Below are 14,714 nucleotides of genomic sequence, written 5' to 3'. Positions count from 1 at the left end.
TTTGCATGTTTTGAGGTTAGTGTTTTCACTTAGCTGTAACCCCACTTTTAACGGCCTAGTATGGCAGTCTAGCTTATCGATGAAAATCAAAATACTTTCTAATCATCTTCATCTTGGACAACCTTACCATCTTGTATGTTAAAGGTATAGCTTATATATCCGGAATTGTCATAGTTAGCGGAATTTTCTTTATCAGTTGCGAAATAATAAAATTCGTACTCTCCATCTGGCAGCTTTCTAGCATCCAGTTTAGTTGCTGCCTTTTTTAAATCTTTCTTGCTAATATTTTTTGAGTCATGTACTTTTATTTCCATAGTGACAAGGTGTTCATCAATCATTGTTTGATAGGGAATTTGATAATAGCCATAAAAATCAGATTTCCCATTTTACGGTTTTCTTCGGCTAAATGTTTTCGACGATTACCAGCCTCTTGATCTATCGTAGTATGATCTCTGAAAGAGAAATCTTCGATATCAAGGCCTAACGATTGCTTCTTAAGCTCCTTAAAGAGTTTCTGCTCTTCTTTTTTCACAGATTTTTGTTGTAAGTAGCTTTCCCAGTAATGACCAGGGGTCACATATTCTTCACCATTAACTGTCCAGTCCAGGTTAAAAGTAATTTGTGAATCTAATGATATGGTTTGATTATCGTAGGTGTCCTCTAAATAGGTATAATCGACATAAATACCATCTGAATCTAGAAACACCTTTTTGATAAGCTTAACTAGGACCTTTCCCTTAAAACCATTATGAGCCAAGATTTTTTGCGTTTTTTCCCTAGCCTTGAAGTAAGAATTTGGCAGTACAACTTTACAACCAACTAAAAGACTAGAACAGAGGAGGACAATAACTAAACGAGAAAGAGTTATGATATAAGGATTATTTTTCTCCATAGGACATCCTTCCTTTCCCCAATCATTTGTAAAAACAAGCACACCAAATCCTTCAAATAAAACGAGCTTTCTTCACTCCTATTATAGCATTTTAAAGCGCTTTCTCATGGTGGTTAGAGGAACAAAATAATTAGAATTCCTCTGTCAAAAAAGCCTGAATCACTTCAGGCTTTTCGTTTTAGTCTCAATCGGTTGAGATAATCCTCAATAATCCGTTACTTCTTTTCGGTCATGGACATTGCTTTGTTTGCCTTGACGTGCTTTAAGTACGGCTTCTACGTCTTCAGGGCTGACCCCTGTTTCAACGAGCATGACTGCTAGGTGGTAGAGGACGTCTGCTGTCTCGTTGGCAATTTCTTCTTTATCAGCATTTTTGGCTCCGATCACAACTTCTGTTGCTTCTTCGCCAACCTTTTTAAGAATCTTGTCTAGCCCCTTATTAAAAAGGTAATTGGTATAAGATCCTTCTTTGGGATTTTTTTTACGATCTAAGGCTTCCTTATAAAGTGTTTCTAACATAGCTACTCCTATTTATCTTGATTGTCATCATATATATCCATAAAGAAACAGCTGTAGGCTCCTGTATGACAGGCTGCTCCTTCTTGTTCCACAGCGATAAGCAAGGTGTCCTGATCACAATCTGTCTTGATGCTTTTGACATATTGAAAATGGCCAGATGTGGCACCCTTATGCCAAAGTTCATTTCTAGAACGGCTCCAGTAATGCATTTGTTTGGTCTCAAGGGTCAACTGATAGGACACCTCATTCATATAGGCCAACATGAGCACCTGCCCCGTCTTGTAATCTGTCACAATGACTGGTACCAGTCCGCCTTGCTTATCAAAATCAAGTTTAACCTCTGTCATCGTCTCACCTCAATTCCTGCATTTGCCAAGACTTGTTTGGTTTCGCCTATATTCACCTCACCAAAGTGGAAGATAGAGGCTGCCAGAGCACCCGTCGCTGTTGTCTTTTCAAAGACTTCTACAATATCCTCGATATTTCCCGCGCCACCGGAGGCAATGATCGGAACATCGACGACTTCAGCCACACGATTGAGCATTTCCAAATCAAAACCTGACTTAGTGCCGTCCTTGTCCATGCTGGTTAAGAGAATTTCTCCAGCCCCCAAGGCGACGACTTCTTGAGCCCATTGGATAAGGTCCCTACCTGTATCCTTACGGCCTCCCGCCACAAAGACATGCCAGCTCCCATCAGCCATCTTTTTAGCATCAATCGCAGCCACTACACACTGATTTCCAAATTTTTGAGCACAATCAGCGATTAGTTGTGGATTGGCAAGGGCTGAGGAATTGACGGCAACCTTGTCAGCACCGGCTTTAAGCATCTTGTTCATGTCTTCAACTGAACGGATACCACCACCAACCGTGAAGGGGATAAAGACCTGATTGGCAACACGACGAACCATGTCAACTGTTGTTTCACGATTATCTGAAGTAGCTGTGATGTCCAAGAAAACAAGTTCGTCACAACCAGCCTCATAGTAAGCACGCGCAGAATCAACAGGGTCTCCAACATCTGTCAGATTCACAAAATTGACCCCCTTGACGACACGGCCATCCTTGACATCCAAACAGGGAATAATACGTTTCTTAAGCATATTAACCTCCGAAAGACTTGAGTTGGTCTAATGTGATATTGCCGTTATAGTAGGCTTTGCCGACAATGGTTCCTGCCACACCAATCTCTTTTAGGTGATCTAAGTCAGCTACTTCTGCAATCCCACCTGAAGCAATGACTTTGGCGGTTGTGAGTTCAGATACCAAACGTTTGTAGTGATCAAGATTGGGTCCTGTCAGTGTGCCATCTCGATCAACATCTGTATAGACAAAGAGGGTTACGCCCATCTTTTCCATTTCCTTGGCCAAGGTGATGTAGTCTACATTGCTTGTTTCCAACCAACCTTCGGTAGCGACAAACCCTGCCTTGGCATCAATACCCACGACAATTTTATCGGCACCAAATTCCTCTAAAGCTGCTCGAACGAAGTCAGGATTTTTAACGGCCATTGAACCGATAATGATACGGTCGATGCCAACTTCCAAATAGTCACGAATCTGCTCCAAAGTACGGATACCGCCACCAACTTCGATGCCAAGTCCAGAAACCTTCTTGACCTCTGCAATCAAGTCACGGTTAGTGGCACGACCATCAAGGGCACCGTCCAAGTCGACGACATGAATAAATTGAATGCCCGCATCCTCAAAGATCTTTGCCTGCTCAATAACATCTGGATTGACAACGGTTTGTTGGTTGAAATCTCCTTTAAAGAGACGAACAGCCTGTCCATCCTTAATATCAATTGCTGGTAGAATTTGCATCTCCCCTACCATCCTTTCTAACTAAAAAGTCTTTGCTCTCACTAGCTTCTAGGCTTTACATAACCCTGCAAACTTTTCAAGAATCCCTAAGCCAATATCCCCTGATTTTTCGGGATGAAATTGAGCCCCATAAACATTATCTTTATGAATCATGGCTGGTACCTCAATACTATAATCTGCAGTAACATCAATGTATTGGATAGGGACATCTGTGAAATAACTGTGAACGAAGTAGACAGCTTGGCCATCTAAACCATCTGTCAAAGGGCTAGCCTGCTTAACAGCCAAATCATTCCACCCCATATGTGGGACAGGTTGCTCCTTGCTGGCTGGAATAGGACGGCAGACACCTGGAATAAAGCCAAGACCATCTGTTTCTTCATGTTCCAGTCCTTTTTCTGTTAAAATCTGCATGCCTAAACAAATTCCCAAAAGAGGAACTCCCTGTGCGACAGCCTCTTTGATAACAGCTACCAAGCCTCTTCGCTCCAACTCTGCCATAGCCGTTGGATAAGCACCTACACCAGGTAAAATCAAACCATCCGCAGCTAGGATTTTTTCTTTATCGGCAGACAATTCTGCAGTCACTCCGATTTTTTCAAGGGCACGCAGAACATTTGCGGTATTCCCCGCATCGTAATCAATGACGATAATCATAGCATCCCCTTTGTCGAGTTTACGCCGTGAATGTCAGGATTGATTGTGATGGCTTCACGCAAGGCACGTCCTGTAGCCTTGAAAAGACTTTCTGACTTGTGGTGATTGTTTTTTCCGTGGAGAATCTTGAGGTGGAGATTCATTTGAACATTGAAAGCCAAGGCTTGGAAAAATTCTTCAACCAGTTCTGTGTCAAAATTACCCAATTTTGGATTATCAAAACTAGCATCAAAGACCAAGAAGCTACGTCCAGACAAGTCTAAACTTGCCATTCCGAGGGTTTCATCCATAGGTACAAAAGCCGTTCCATAACGGTTGATCCCTGCTTTGTCGCCCAAGGCCTCTTTAAGAGCTTGACCAAGGACAATACCGACATCTTCAACAGTGTGGTGACTATCAACCCAAAGGTCGCCATCAGCCTTAACCACCAAAGACATACGACCATGGCGGGCAAACAGGGTCAACATGTGGTCAAAAAATCCGACACCTGTTTGAATATCTACTGGTTCTTGAGCATCCAAGTTAAGACTTAACTTAATTTTGGTTTCAAAGGTATTACGTTCAATTTCTGCTTGTCTCATAACTTCTTCCTCTACTCTCTCAGTTATTGTCGTTTCTGACTTCAATTGCCTTGACGTGGGCCTGCAAACCTTCTGCGTAAGCCAAGGTTGTGATATCGTGCTGAGCCTTACTGACTGCTGCCTTATCGTATTGCGTATATTGGATACGTTTGACAAAATCGTGGACGCCTAAAGCTGATGAAAAGCGACTGGTTGCTGTCGTTGGAAGAACGTGGTTGGCACCTGCATAGTAGTCACCAATTGGTTCGCTAGTAAAGTGACCAAGAAAGACGGAACCAGCATTCTCCACTTTTTCCAAGTAATCATAAGCATTGTCCATAGCAATTTCCAAATGTTCTGGCGCAACCAAGTTCATGAGTTCGAACATGGCATCTGTATCATTGGCAATAATAATACGGCCGTTATTTTCGACAGATGGACGAGCAATCGCCTCACGTGGCAAAAGCTTGAGTTGACGTTCAATCTCACTTTCAACCGCATCAGCCAAGGCTTCAGAATCTGTTACCAAAATGGCGCGTGCACGTGTGTCGTGCTCTGCTTGAGACAAGAGGTCAGCTGCCACATAGGTTGGATTGGCACTACTATCAGCAATGACACCAATTTCTGATGGTCCTGCAATCATATCAATACCGACAATACCGTAAACCTGTTTCTTGGCAGTCGCCACAAAAATATTACCAGGACCTGTAATCTTGTCCACCTTTGGAATCGTTTCTGTACCAAAGGCCAAGGCCGCAACCCCTTGAGACCCACCGACTTGGTAAATGCTATCCACACCAGCCAATTTTGCAGCTACTAGAATCGCAGGAACAAAGTGCTCTTGAGGCGGCGTAATCATAATAATCTCTTTAACCCCAGCAATTTTGGCAGGAATAACATTCATAAGAACTGATGACGGATAAGCCGCGGTTCCTCCAGGCACATAAACACCCACACGATTGATAGGACGAATCAATTGACCACGAATAACACCCTCACTTGGTTGGTCCTCAAAACCAGTCTCCAACTGATGTTTGTGATAAGATTCAATGTTTTCTTTGGCATTAACTAGGGCTTGGTAAACCTCTGTATCAATCTCTTTAAAGGCTCGATCAATCAAGTCCTGTCCAACTTCAAAATCAGTCAAGTCAACCTTATCAAATTTAGCTGAATAGTCACGAAGGGCCTCGTCTCCACGTTTTTTGACGTCCTCAATGATAGCCTGAACAGTGCTTTCAACGTCTCTATTTTCTTTTGACAGTTCCAATTGCTCCTGATAAAGAAGCTCCGCAATTTCTTTATTTGTTCCAGTTAATCGTTTCATTCGAACGGTACCTCCTCGTTCCCTACAAGTGATTCAATCTTACAAATGAATGGTAGAACTTCCTTGTTATTTTTCAAAGAAGCCTTATTAACAATCATTCGTGCTGAAATCCTGCAAATATCTTCATAAACTTTTAAGCCATTAGCAACAAGGGTATTCCCTGTCTCCACAATATCGACAATGGCATCTGCTAGACCAATGACAGGGGCAATCTCAACGCTCCCTTGAATCGAAATAATCTCGACATCCTCACCCTTTTGATTAAAATAATCCGTCGCAATAGTTGGATACTTGGTAGCAATACGTTTACGCTTATGGTCATCAGGGTTATAGTCTTCTGTTGATGCTACGGAGAATTTACAAAGGCCAAAATTAAGGTCTAACATTTCCAAATAGCCTGTCGGATGTTCAACCAAAACATCCTTCCCAACAATCCCAATATCTGCGACACCATGTCGGACATAGGTGGTCACATCTGGTGCTTTGACCAGGAGAAAACGGAAACGTTTGTCAGGACTTTCGAAAATTAAATTACGGCCCTTATCAGCCATGAAGGACATGTCAAAGCCAGCTTTTTCTAGTAATTTAACTGTATCTTTCTCAATTCGCCCCTTGGTTAAGGCAATTGTGATTTGATTGCTAGTCATCCAAGTCACCTCCAAATTCCACATCATCATGCACTGCTTGATAGACCGAATCGACATCAATGGCCCAACCAACCGCTGTTAACTCGGTAGCACCAAAGCGTTCAAACAGTTTATCGTAACGGCCACCAGATACAAAGGCATCTGGCACCTTATCACCAAAGACCTTAAACATCATGCCTGTATAGTAAGGCACTGCTGGTAATTGAGCCAAATCAAGCGTCGTCTCTGGGAGACTATCTGCTAGACGATTGGTTAAGACTTCCAAACTATCCAAGGCTGTCAAAAAGGCTTCACTATCTGTCAACTCTCTAGCCTTGGTCAAAACAGCCTTGGTCTCCCCAAAGAGGAAGGGCAACTGCTCCAAGACCTTGTCGTATTGACTTGGATTTTCTTTGGTGAATTCCTTGAGGCCTGTGATAGATTTGTCACGGATATAGGCCGCCAACTCTGCTTCTTTTACAGCTGGAAGGTCTAATTCTTCAAAAATGAGTTGCAAGAGGCGAGCATGTGAAAACTCAAACTTGTAATTTTTGACACCGGCAGCATCCAGAGCCTCTTTAGCAGATATCACAGCTTCTTCCATGGCCTGGTGAACGGGGAATCCTATGATCTCAATACCAGCCTGCGTATGCTCATTGGATAGGCCACGCATCTCCTCATTGTAGTTAAAGACTTTTCCAGAATAAGAAAATTTAATGGGTGTATGAACTTGTGTCGAAGCAATCACGCGCCCAATTTGGCTGGTAATATCCGGACGCAAACTAACAAGATCTCCATTTTTATCAAAGAAATTGTAGTTACCATTGTCCACAAGATCGCTAAAGACTTCGAAATGCTCCAAGGTGGGTGTCTCAATTCGAAGGAAGCCCTTTGTCATCAACAAGTCACAGATACGATGCTCAATCTGATACATGGTACGGGCACGTTTGAAAAGTTTATCGTGCATTCCTAAGGCTAATGTCGTTTTTTTCATGCTTGTAACTCCTGTATTGTCATTAGTACGCGCTCCATCTCATCCTGAGTTCCAATAGAGATGCGTAGTCTGTCTGAAATACGCTCCACTTTTGGAAAATAACGGACATAAATTTTCTTACTTTGGAGATAGTCAAACAATTGACCTGCAGTCACTCCGTGCGGTTTAACCAAAACAAAATTGGTTTTTGAAGGAAGAACATCAAAGCCAATAGCCTTCAATTCTTGACTAAACCAGTCACGTGTGTCCATAATCTTAGCGCAAGTGTCCTCATAGTAGTCCCAGGACTTAACCGCTGCAGTCGCCAAAACTTCTGCGATGCTATCCACATTATAGGGATTGACCGAATTCTTGACGGCATTGATTACAGCCATTAGCTTTGGACTTCCGATGCCATAACCGACACGCAAGCCTGCAAGTGAGGCGTCCTTAGAAAAGGTCCTTGTGATAAACACATTGTCATACTTTTCTAGGAGAGGTAAGGCAGTCTCCCCACCAAAGTTAATATAGGCTTCATCAATAATCACAACTACTGACTGATTGGCCTTTACGATTTCTTCAATTTGATCGAGAGGTTTATAAATACCTGTTGGCGCATTTGGGTTAGTAAGGACAATCCCACCATTTTCAACCAGATAATCTTGAGTATCAATCTCAAATGAAGAGTTCAAGGGCACTTCTCTAAATGGGATGCGATACAAATCTGCCCATACCTTGTAAAAACCATAGGTCAAATCTGGAAACAAAACTTCTTCCTCGCTATTAAAGAAAGCTAGAAAAGCCATTGATAAAATATCGTCTGACCCATTTCCAATAATCACTTGATCGGCAGGAACACCTAACTGTTCAGATAAGGCTTGACGCAAAGTCGCTTGATCCAAAGTCGAATACTTGCGTAACTGATGGGCATCAAAGGATGCTAAAGCTTGATGGACTGCTGAACTTGGTCCATAGGCATTTTCATTAGTATTCAACTTAATGATATTTTTCTCAGCAGGCTGACTACCCGCTACATAGGGTTCAATCTTTCGTAATCCTTTGATTTCCATAGTTTTTCCTTTCTGTTCGACTATAACCAAGTGTACTGCTAGCTACAAATGCTAAAAGCAAGGGTAACAAAAAACGTCCTCGCAAAAATAACTTTTGCAAGGACGTTGGCACGTGGTTCCACCTTAATTCGAACAGGGGTCACCCCCTCTTCCTCATGAAGTCACAAGGTCTCTCTTGTAACTCCTAGTCTCTAACGGAACCACCCGTCGTACACTACTGTCATCCAGAGTTCGCATACGCTCTCAAGAATGTGTCGTCTTTGATCTCATGCGTTCTCAGCTTCCCGCATTCTCTGTGAAACGATCTGACTTTTTCTCTCAACGATTTTATTTGAGATTATTCTACATGAAAATTCAGAACAATGCAAGTCTTTTTTGTATATTTTTATAAAAAGTTGAAAATCATGTATATTTAATAGCAGAAACAAGCCTTTTAAGACTTTCCTTAGGTGATGACGGACGCGGGTGAAATGATTCGATGGATAATTCTAGCCATCCAAAAGTTCCATGCCTAAGTTTTGAACCTCATGTCTCAAAAGTTCCTCGCACCGCAAATACGATAGATTCAGTCACTTCCATCACTATAGACAGTCTCGTTCTATCTAAATTCCTACCACAAAAAAATCAAGCTCAGTTATTTTTTATGAAAATATCTTCAGGCTAATTTCCCATTTAAAATAATTTCTTCCTATTATGGTTTGTATATTTATCCTAAATATTTTTTCAAAGTAAGACAAAAAGCCTGAAGCACAGCTCCAAGCTCTTATTTTATGCCAATTTTCTAGGTCTGATAAATCCTGTCATAATACTCAAACAAAGCAGCCCCGCAGCAACATACCAATAAGGCATATCCACGCTAGTCGTACGACCTGAAACCTCAACGATTCCCTTAACCAAGCAGGCACTAGCAACAACGGCAATAGACGAATTAAAAAGAAGTTTTGAAAGACGTGTTCTCACCCAAGACATTCCCACTCCTGTTAGCAGATAGATAAGTGCTCCAGCTAATGGTGCAAAAAACATCATACGCATAAACATGGATGATTCCCCGTAAGAGAAACGTTCATAGACAAAGGTAAATAGAAGGCTAAAAATGGTTAGACCGATATAAGTGAAAAAGTGTCTGCTGGCTGATTTTTTAGTAACCGATGTAAACAATATCGCTCACCGCCCTTTCTGAAATTTTGCTTCCGTTTGTGGTTGGCTTGTTAATGACTTGACCATTGAAGTACATGGTAGATGAGCCACCACCGTCAAGGTTATAAGCTGTCGTCACACCATAAGATGTCATCAACTCTGCCATTTCATAAAGAGTCAATCCTGACGACTCACTGGTACGACCATCAGAGACAATGACAATATAGTGCACACTGCCGTCACTCTCTTCGATAACTCCGATGGCTGTACGTGGATTGTCAGCCATGGCTTGACCAACCTCTTCATTTTCTGATACAGCTACCTTGCCATTTTCAACCAAGGTTGGACCAAAGGCAAAGGTATTCACCACACCTGAATCAACCAATTTTTGAGCCGTTGTATCGCTTTCCTTAAAGGTCTTGAAGCTACCATCTGAGTAAACGGCAAGGTCCTCGTAATCACTGTTTCGATCAGTATCACGATAGACTTGACCATTCTTAATCACATAACCTGACTGATTAGCCCCATAGTAATCACCATTGATGGCAAAGATAGCGTTGTTTTGCTGAGCAATACTTGAAGTAGTCTCGGTGATGTTGGTCCCATAGGTATTTTGTGCCAAAGCCGTTTTAAGGTAATCTGCACTTGAAAGCTTGATATCTGCCACATAGTAAGTGGTATCACTAGTTTTACCTGTTGTGATTTTGATATCCATGTTGTCATCTTTGTAAGTTGTATCCGTCTTAGTCACCTTACCAGTGCTGGTAGATGCTGTCGACGAAGATGTGCTTGAGCTAGTCGTATTGGCTGAAACCGTTGAGACTGCTGAGGGAATGACAAAGACCTTTAAGAGAGAGTAGACATTTGCCCCCATAAGAAAAAGGGTAAAAACTAAGGCATAGGCATGCCTTTTGAGAAATTTCATAGAAGACCTCCAATTTTGAAAGATGAGATAGAAACCATAAGTTTCTTTTGCTTGACATTAGCATAACAAGCAAAGCTTAAAATCTTCTATAAATCCCACAACCACGCTTTTCCTTTAAGTTTTCCTTAAGAAAAAGACAGCTTCAGTTGAAGCTATCTTCACTATATAATCATATCTTCTGTAATACCAAATTCTCTCAAGAGCTCCTGAATCTTATCAAAGTTCAGACGGAAATGCTCCAACTTATGACCATCAGACCCAATAGAATACTTGCGACATCCCAAATTCTTAACAAGGCGTAGGGCATAACGGTAGAGGGCTTCGTGATGATAGAGGTACATGCTCTTTGCATTCAGCTCAAAAGCCAAATCATTAGCAATCATTTTCTGGAAAATACGTTTGAGTTGTTCTTCATAGACTTTTAGCTCATCAACAGTCACATCAAACAGGCGAAAACCATAGTCAAAGTGGGCCAGAACATCTGCGTCCACACGACCAATAGCGTACTCCAACTTGTCCAGATACTCTTGAATAATGCTTGCCTTGTCCATATCAGCTACCTCATCATCAAGATAATCATTGACCCCATTATGGTGAACAGATAAAAGTTTGAGATCATAGTCCTTACCATCCAGAAAGTCTAAAATATCCCTTTCCCTAGGCTGGTAATAACCAATCTCGATACCACGTTTAATACGATTGCCATACTTACGGTTAAGACTTTCAATCTCACGACTATAGGCCTCGTACTCGGGCACATCATCCTGTTTGGTATAAGGATTAGAGAGATCATAATGCTCAGTCGTTACAATCTCCCCATCAAAATGTGTCAAATAGTCAGTAAAGTTCGCATCCGAATCATAAGAATGATGGGTATGCAAATGGTTATCACGAATAGACATAACTACTCCTTATTTTTCAAATACATTTTAAGCTGCTTACGGGCCAACAAAGTCAGACTCACCATGATTCCCTCATAAATAATAAAGAAAATCACAAAGCACTGAAGAAAGTACTCTTCTGGCAAAACATTGATAATCGGGTCCAAGATTGGATTAAAGAGCCAACTGCTATCCCCAGGAAAGAGGGCCTCATGAAAGAGCGTAAAAAACTCATCAAATCCGAGAAAAAGTCCCACAATCCCAATAAGGACCGGCAAGAGTGCTAGACTCATATAAAGTTTAGCGTAAAGACCAAAGGTCCCTTTCTTCACATTTCGCCAAAGAGAGGTTACGGCTGGATAAGCTAGTAGAATAACAAGCCCCTGTACCAAATGAAAGAGCCACTTCACATCATGGAAATGCTTGAGCCCACTCTCCGACGATGGAAAATCAGGCATGGACAGATGACCAACCCAAGGAAAGGTCAGGTACTTCATGAGGATATTGAAATTATGCCAGAGCTCTGTCTTGCCAAGAATGACATAGTTCAAAAGATGCATCCAATCAATATCAAAATAATAAAAGCCCCATGCCAGATAAATCGTCACTAGGATAGACAGGGCCAAGAGCCAAATCGGAGTCAGAACAGCCTCAATCTTAGTTCGCATCAAAATCCCACTCCGCTAGACTAGGAAGCACATGGTCTGGTTTTACTGGTAAATTCGCAACCTCTTCCGCCTTGGTAAATCCAGTTGTCACAAGAAGTGTTGGAAAGTCATTTTTAATACCAGCTGTAATATCAGTCAAGTAATTGTCACCAACCACGATAGTTTGGCTACGTTCTGTCCCAAGGATTTCAAGAGCCTTGTTCATGATAATAGCTTCAGGCTTACCGATAATGATTGGTTTCACACGTGTTGCTGCCTCAATAAGGGCTAAAAGGGAACCGGCACCTGGAAGAAGGCCGCGTTCTGTTGGGATATTCAAATCTGGGTTAGTTCCAATAAACATAGCTCCCTTATGGATGGCAAGCGTTGCTTTAACCAACATTTCATAAGTGACTTCACGGTCCAAGCCCACCACAACATAGGCAGGATTTTCCTCATCTACCGTATACCCCGCTTCCGCAATAGCAGATTTAAGCCCAGTCTCACCGATAACATAAACCGTCTTGCCACGATTCATATCGTTCATGTAGTCAACTGTCGCCAAAGTAGCTGTGTAAATGGTCTCAAGAGGTGTTTCCAATTCACACTGATTACGCAAAAGCTCTTGCACCATCTCTGGTGTACGCATACTGTTATTAGTCACAAAAAGATAGGGAATCCGGCGCTTCTGCAACTCCTTAACGAAGGCTTCTCCCTCAGGAATACGGTCCTTCCCCTTGTAAATGGTTCCATCTAAATCAATCAAATAACCTTTATATGTCATCTTACTCGTCTCCTATTTCTTTCCATTGGATAATAGCCTGAGCATGAATATTGCCATCAACACAAATCTGATGTTGACTGCTCAAACTTTCTTGGTCAAGCTCATAACCTGAATAAATCTCTGACCCATGATGAATTTCCTTAACATACTTGAGGTCAATATGGGCTGGTGTGTACTTGGTCAAAAAATCCAAATCGAAAACATCCAACATCCACTCCAAGTACTTGCTATTATTAACGTGGCCATTCATATCTAGGTCAAAATAACGCACACGATATAAAGTCTCAATTGGATTTTCCAAAGCCTTATAGCGAGGCCCTCTAAGCAACTTTTTAGTCTTATCTGCTTCGTAAGGTGCTACCACCTCATCTGGCACTTCTGCTACCTTACGCGTTTCATAATCCATAAGGGCAAAAGTAGTCTTAAAGAGCATGATTTGTTGACCAGTTTCATCTGTGATGTAAAAATTACGGTAACAGAAAATCTTATTATAGGAAATAGCTTCCGTTGTAATGGTCACCTTTTCATTGTAGCGAGGCAGACGGTCAATCTCAATCGCATAGTCTGTCACAATCCAAACCAGACCGTACTTATCAAAAACGTCCTTATCCGTATTTCCCAGAGACTCTGACTGCATACCAGATACTTGCAATGAAAACGCTAATAAGTGTGGTAATTTTACCTGATGCGTGATATCCGTCTCATAAAACGGAATCTGATAAGGAATACTAAATTTTAATCCCATCTAATCCTCCAAGATAAATTGCTCAGCGACACTATCACCCAAAAAGAGTCCTCGTTTAGTCATACGAACCACCTCTGGATCCTTGACCAAGAGCCCATCTTCCTGTAGTTTTTTTACAATGTCTCCATAAGTATCCGCGAATGACAAGCCAAACTTCTCTTCAAAACGTTTGATGGACACCCCCGACTTTTTACGCAAACCAAGGAAGAACTCCTCTTCCATCATCTCCGCCTTAGTCAGATGCTCTTCGTGAAGTCTAGCATGACCATCCTCAGCTATAGCCTTTAGATAATGCTGGATAGGCCCTCTATTGCAATAACGAACACCATTGACATAACCAGAGGCTCCAGCACCCACACCATAATACTCATCATTATTCCAATACATGAGATTATGTCGACTCTGCATCCCAGGTTTGGTAAAGTTTGAAATCTCGTAGTGCTCAAAACCATTGTTTTCCAATTCTTGGATAATATAGTCAAACATCTCTGCTTCCAAGTCTTCAGTTGGCAGATTGAGCTTACCCCGACGCATCTTATTCATAAAGACCGTGTGATGCTCCAATATCAAACTATAGAGACTTAGGTGGGGAATATCCAGTTCCAGTGCCTTTCTCACATTTTCCTTGACCTGATCCATGGTTTGACCAGGAAGGGCATAAATTAAGTCAATGGAAATATTATGAAAACCAGCAGCCTTCAAGCTATCAATACTTTCATAAATCTGTGCTTGATTGTGACTACGGCCAATTTGACGCAAGTGCTTATCATCAAAAGTCTGAACCCCTAAAGAGACGCGATTAACAGCAGATTTTTTGAGCACTTCAATCTTATCAACCGTCAAATCACCAGGATTAGCCTCAATAGTAAACTCCTCCAACTTAGACAAATCCAAGTTCTTCTGAAGATTGCTTAAAAGGTAGTCCAATTGCTCCGCAGAAATAGCTGTCGGTGTCCCACCACCAATATAAAGGGTGCGAAGCTCCTTGATATCTAAAAGCTCCCACTCACGAATCAAAGCCCGTAGGTAGTCATCAACGGGCTGATTTTTAATAAAGACCTTAGAAAAGTCACAATAATAACAAATTTGTGTGCAAAATGGAATGTGCACATAGGCTGACGTTGGTTTTGTTTGCATGTAACTATTCTACC

Annotated in this window: 19 protein-coding genes; all 19 read right to left on the bottom strand. The window is 41.7% G+C overall.

Annotated elements, in window-relative coordinates:
• Nucleotides 1-98 precede the first annotated feature (98 nt).
• The gene (locus HMPREF1517_RS10670; protein ID WP_232219568.1) at nt 99-338 is read right to left on the bottom strand and encodes a hypothetical protein; all 240 of its coding nucleotides are present in this window, start codon (nt 336-338) and stop codon (nt 99-101) included.
• The gene (locus HMPREF1517_RS07185) at nt 335-892 is read right to left on the bottom strand and encodes a hypothetical protein (protein WP_232219567.1); all 558 of its coding nucleotides are present in this window, start codon (nt 890-892) and stop codon (nt 335-337) included. Before HMPREF1517_RS07185 ends, HMPREF1517_RS10670 begins: the two co-directional genes overlap by 4 nt.
• Nucleotides 893-1,096: 204 nt before the next feature.
• Nucleotides 1,097-1,411 carry a phosphoribosyl-ATP diphosphatase gene (hisE, locus tag HMPREF1517_RS07180; RefSeq protein ID WP_037600583.1) on the bottom strand — a complete coding sequence of 105 codons (315 nt, stop codon included), beginning with the start codon at nt 1,409-1,411 and terminating at the stop codon, nt 1,097-1,099.
• Between the two features lie 8 nt (nt 1,412-1,419).
• Complete coding sequence (hisI, locus tag HMPREF1517_RS07175; RefSeq protein WP_002890736.1) at nt 1,420-1,758, bottom strand: phosphoribosyl-AMP cyclohydrolase; 339 nt, start codon at nt 1,756-1,758, stop codon at nt 1,420-1,422.
• Nucleotides 1,755-2,513 (bottom strand): imidazole glycerol phosphate synthase subunit HisF, encoded by a 759-nt coding sequence (gene hisF / locus HMPREF1517_RS07170; protein WP_037600580.1) that lies wholly within the window; start codon nt 2,511-2,513, stop codon nt 1,755-1,757. The genes hisI and hisF overlap by 4 nt, the downstream gene beginning before the upstream one ends.
• Before the next feature lies 1 nt (nt 2,514).
• Nucleotides 2,515-3,234: a 1-(5-phosphoribosyl)-5-[(5-phosphoribosylamino)methylideneamino]imidazole-4-carboxamide isomerase gene (gene hisA / locus HMPREF1517_RS07165; protein ID WP_037600578.1), complete on the bottom strand. Its 720-nt coding sequence runs from the start codon at nt 3,232-3,234 to the stop codon at nt 2,515-2,517.
• 48 nt (nt 3,235-3,282) lie between these two features.
• Nucleotides 3,283-3,891 (bottom strand): imidazole glycerol phosphate synthase subunit HisH, encoded by a 609-nt coding sequence (gene hisH / locus HMPREF1517_RS07160; protein WP_037600575.1) that lies wholly within the window; start codon nt 3,889-3,891, stop codon nt 3,283-3,285.
• Nucleotides 3,888-4,472, bottom strand: coding sequence for an imidazoleglycerol-phosphate dehydratase HisB (hisB, locus tag HMPREF1517_RS07155; RefSeq protein ID WP_002888923.1), 585 nt, complete (start codon nt 4,470-4,472; stop codon nt 3,888-3,890). The genes hisH and hisB overlap by 4 nt, the downstream gene beginning before the upstream one ends.
• A gap of 19 nt (nt 4,473-4,491) precedes the next feature.
• Nucleotides 4,492-5,775, bottom strand: a complete 1,284-nt coding sequence (gene hisD / locus HMPREF1517_RS07150; RefSeq protein WP_037600572.1) for a histidinol dehydrogenase — start codon at nt 5,773-5,775, stop codon at nt 4,492-4,494.
• Nucleotides 5,772-6,422: an ATP phosphoribosyltransferase gene (gene hisG, locus HMPREF1517_RS07145; RefSeq protein WP_002883998.1), complete on the bottom strand. Its 651-nt coding sequence runs from the start codon at nt 6,420-6,422 to the stop codon at nt 5,772-5,774. Before hisG ends, hisD begins: the two co-directional genes overlap by 4 nt.
• Complete coding sequence (locus HMPREF1517_RS07140; RefSeq protein ID WP_002890729.1) at nt 6,415-7,395, bottom strand: ATP phosphoribosyltransferase regulatory subunit; 981 nt, start codon at nt 7,393-7,395, stop codon at nt 6,415-6,417. Before HMPREF1517_RS07140 ends, hisG begins: the two co-directional genes overlap by 8 nt.
• The gene (gene hisC / locus HMPREF1517_RS07135; RefSeq protein WP_037600569.1) at nt 7,392-8,444 is read right to left on the bottom strand and encodes a histidinol-phosphate transaminase; all 1,053 of its coding nucleotides are present in this window, start codon (nt 8,442-8,444) and stop codon (nt 7,392-7,394) included. Before hisC ends, HMPREF1517_RS07140 begins: the two co-directional genes overlap by 4 nt.
• 768 nt (nt 8,445-9,212) lie before the next feature.
• Entirely contained in the window at nt 9,213-9,602 is a 390-nt protein-coding gene (locus HMPREF1517_RS07130) for a hypothetical protein (RefSeq protein ID WP_037600566.1), read from the bottom strand.
• Entirely contained in the window at nt 9,583-10,506 is a 924-nt protein-coding gene (locus tag HMPREF1517_RS07125) for a phosphodiester glycosidase family protein (protein ID WP_037600564.1), read from the bottom strand. Before HMPREF1517_RS07125 ends, HMPREF1517_RS07130 begins: the two co-directional genes overlap by 20 nt.
• Before the next feature lie 161 nt (nt 10,507-10,667).
• On the bottom strand, nt 10,668-11,402 hold the full coding sequence (locus tag HMPREF1517_RS07120; RefSeq protein ID WP_037600610.1) for a PHP domain-containing protein: 735 nt from the start codon (nt 11,400-11,402) through the stop codon (nt 10,668-10,670).
• Between the two features lie 8 nt (nt 11,403-11,410).
• Nucleotides 11,411-12,055, bottom strand: coding sequence for a TIGR01906 family membrane protein (locus HMPREF1517_RS07115; protein WP_037600561.1), 645 nt, complete (start codon nt 12,053-12,055; stop codon nt 11,411-11,413).
• Nucleotides 12,045-12,818 carry a TIGR01457 family HAD-type hydrolase gene (locus tag HMPREF1517_RS07110; protein WP_037600558.1) on the bottom strand — a complete coding sequence of 258 codons (774 nt, stop codon included), beginning with the start codon at nt 12,816-12,818 and terminating at the stop codon, nt 12,045-12,047. The genes HMPREF1517_RS07115 and HMPREF1517_RS07110 overlap by 11 nt, the downstream gene beginning before the upstream one ends.
• A gap of 1 nt (nt 12,819) precedes the next feature.
• Complete coding sequence (locus tag HMPREF1517_RS07105) at nt 12,820-13,563, bottom strand: acyl-ACP thioesterase domain-containing protein (protein WP_037600555.1); 744 nt, start codon at nt 13,561-13,563, stop codon at nt 12,820-12,822.
• Nucleotides 13,564-14,700, bottom strand: a complete 1,137-nt coding sequence (hemW, locus tag HMPREF1517_RS07100) for a radical SAM family heme chaperone HemW (RefSeq protein ID WP_037600552.1) — start codon at nt 14,698-14,700, stop codon at nt 13,564-13,566.
• Nucleotides 14,701-14,714: the final 14 nt, after the last annotated feature.

Origin of the sequence: Streptococcus sp. ACS2, from assembly GCF_000525585.1 — a bacterium.
Lineage (GTDB): Bacteria > Bacillota > Bacilli > Lactobacillales > Streptococcaceae > Streptococcus.
This window is presented reverse-complemented; position numbering and strand designations above follow the sequence as displayed.

Coding starts and splice junctions, on each gene's coding strand:
- HMPREF1517_RS10670 (WP_232219568.1), bottom strand. CDS start 338: ATGATTGATGAACACCTTGTCACTATGGAAATAAAAGTACATGACTCA.
- HMPREF1517_RS07185 (WP_232219567.1), bottom strand. CDS start 892: ATGGAGAAAAATAATCCTTATATCATAACTCTTTCTCGTTTAGTTATT.
- hisE (WP_037600583.1), bottom strand. CDS start 1,411: ATGTTAGAAACACTTTATAAGGAAGCCTTAGATCGTAAAAAAAATCCC.
- hisI (WP_002890736.1), bottom strand. CDS start 1,758: ATGACAGAGGTTAAACTTGATTTTGATAAGCAAGGCGGACTGGTACCA.
- hisF (WP_037600580.1), bottom strand. CDS start 2,513: ATGCTTAAGAAACGTATTATTCCCTGTTTGGATGTCAAGGATGGCCGT.
- hisA (WP_037600578.1), bottom strand. CDS start 3,234: ATGCAAATTCTACCAGCAATTGATATTAAGGATGGACAGGCTGTTCGT.
- hisH (WP_037600575.1), bottom strand. CDS start 3,891: ATGATTATCGTCATTGATTACGATGCGGGGAATACCGCAAATGTTCTG.
- hisB (WP_002888923.1), bottom strand. CDS start 4,472: ATGAGACAAGCAGAAATTGAACGTAATACCTTTGAAACCAAAATTAAG.
- hisD (WP_037600572.1), bottom strand. CDS start 5,775: ATGAAACGATTAACTGGAACAAATAAAGAAATTGCGGAGCTTCTTTAT.
- hisG (WP_002883998.1), bottom strand. CDS start 6,422: ATGACTAGCAATCAAATCACAATTGCCTTAACCAAGGGGCGAATTGAG.
- HMPREF1517_RS07140 (WP_002890729.1), bottom strand. CDS start 7,395: ATGAAAAAAACGACATTAGCCTTAGGAATGCACGATAAACTTTTCAAA.
- hisC (WP_037600569.1), bottom strand. CDS start 8,444: ATGGAAATCAAAGGATTACGAAAGATTGAACCCTATGTAGCGGGTAGT.
- HMPREF1517_RS07125 (WP_037600564.1), bottom strand. CDS start 10,506: ATGAAATTTCTCAAAAGGCATGCCTATGCCTTAGTTTTTACCCTTTTT.
- HMPREF1517_RS07115 (WP_037600561.1), bottom strand. CDS start 12,055: ATGCGAACTAAGATTGAGGCTGTTCTGACTCCGATTTGGCTCTTGGCC.
- HMPREF1517_RS07110 (WP_037600558.1), bottom strand. CDS start 12,818: ATGACATATAAAGGTTATTTGATTGATTTAGATGGAACCATTTACAAG.
- HMPREF1517_RS07105 (WP_037600555.1), bottom strand. CDS start 13,563: ATGGGATTAAAATTTAGTATTCCTTATCAGATTCCGTTTTATGAGACG.
- hemW (WP_037600552.1), bottom strand. CDS start 14,700: ATGCAAACAAAACCAACGTCAGCCTATGTGCACATTCCATTTTGCACA.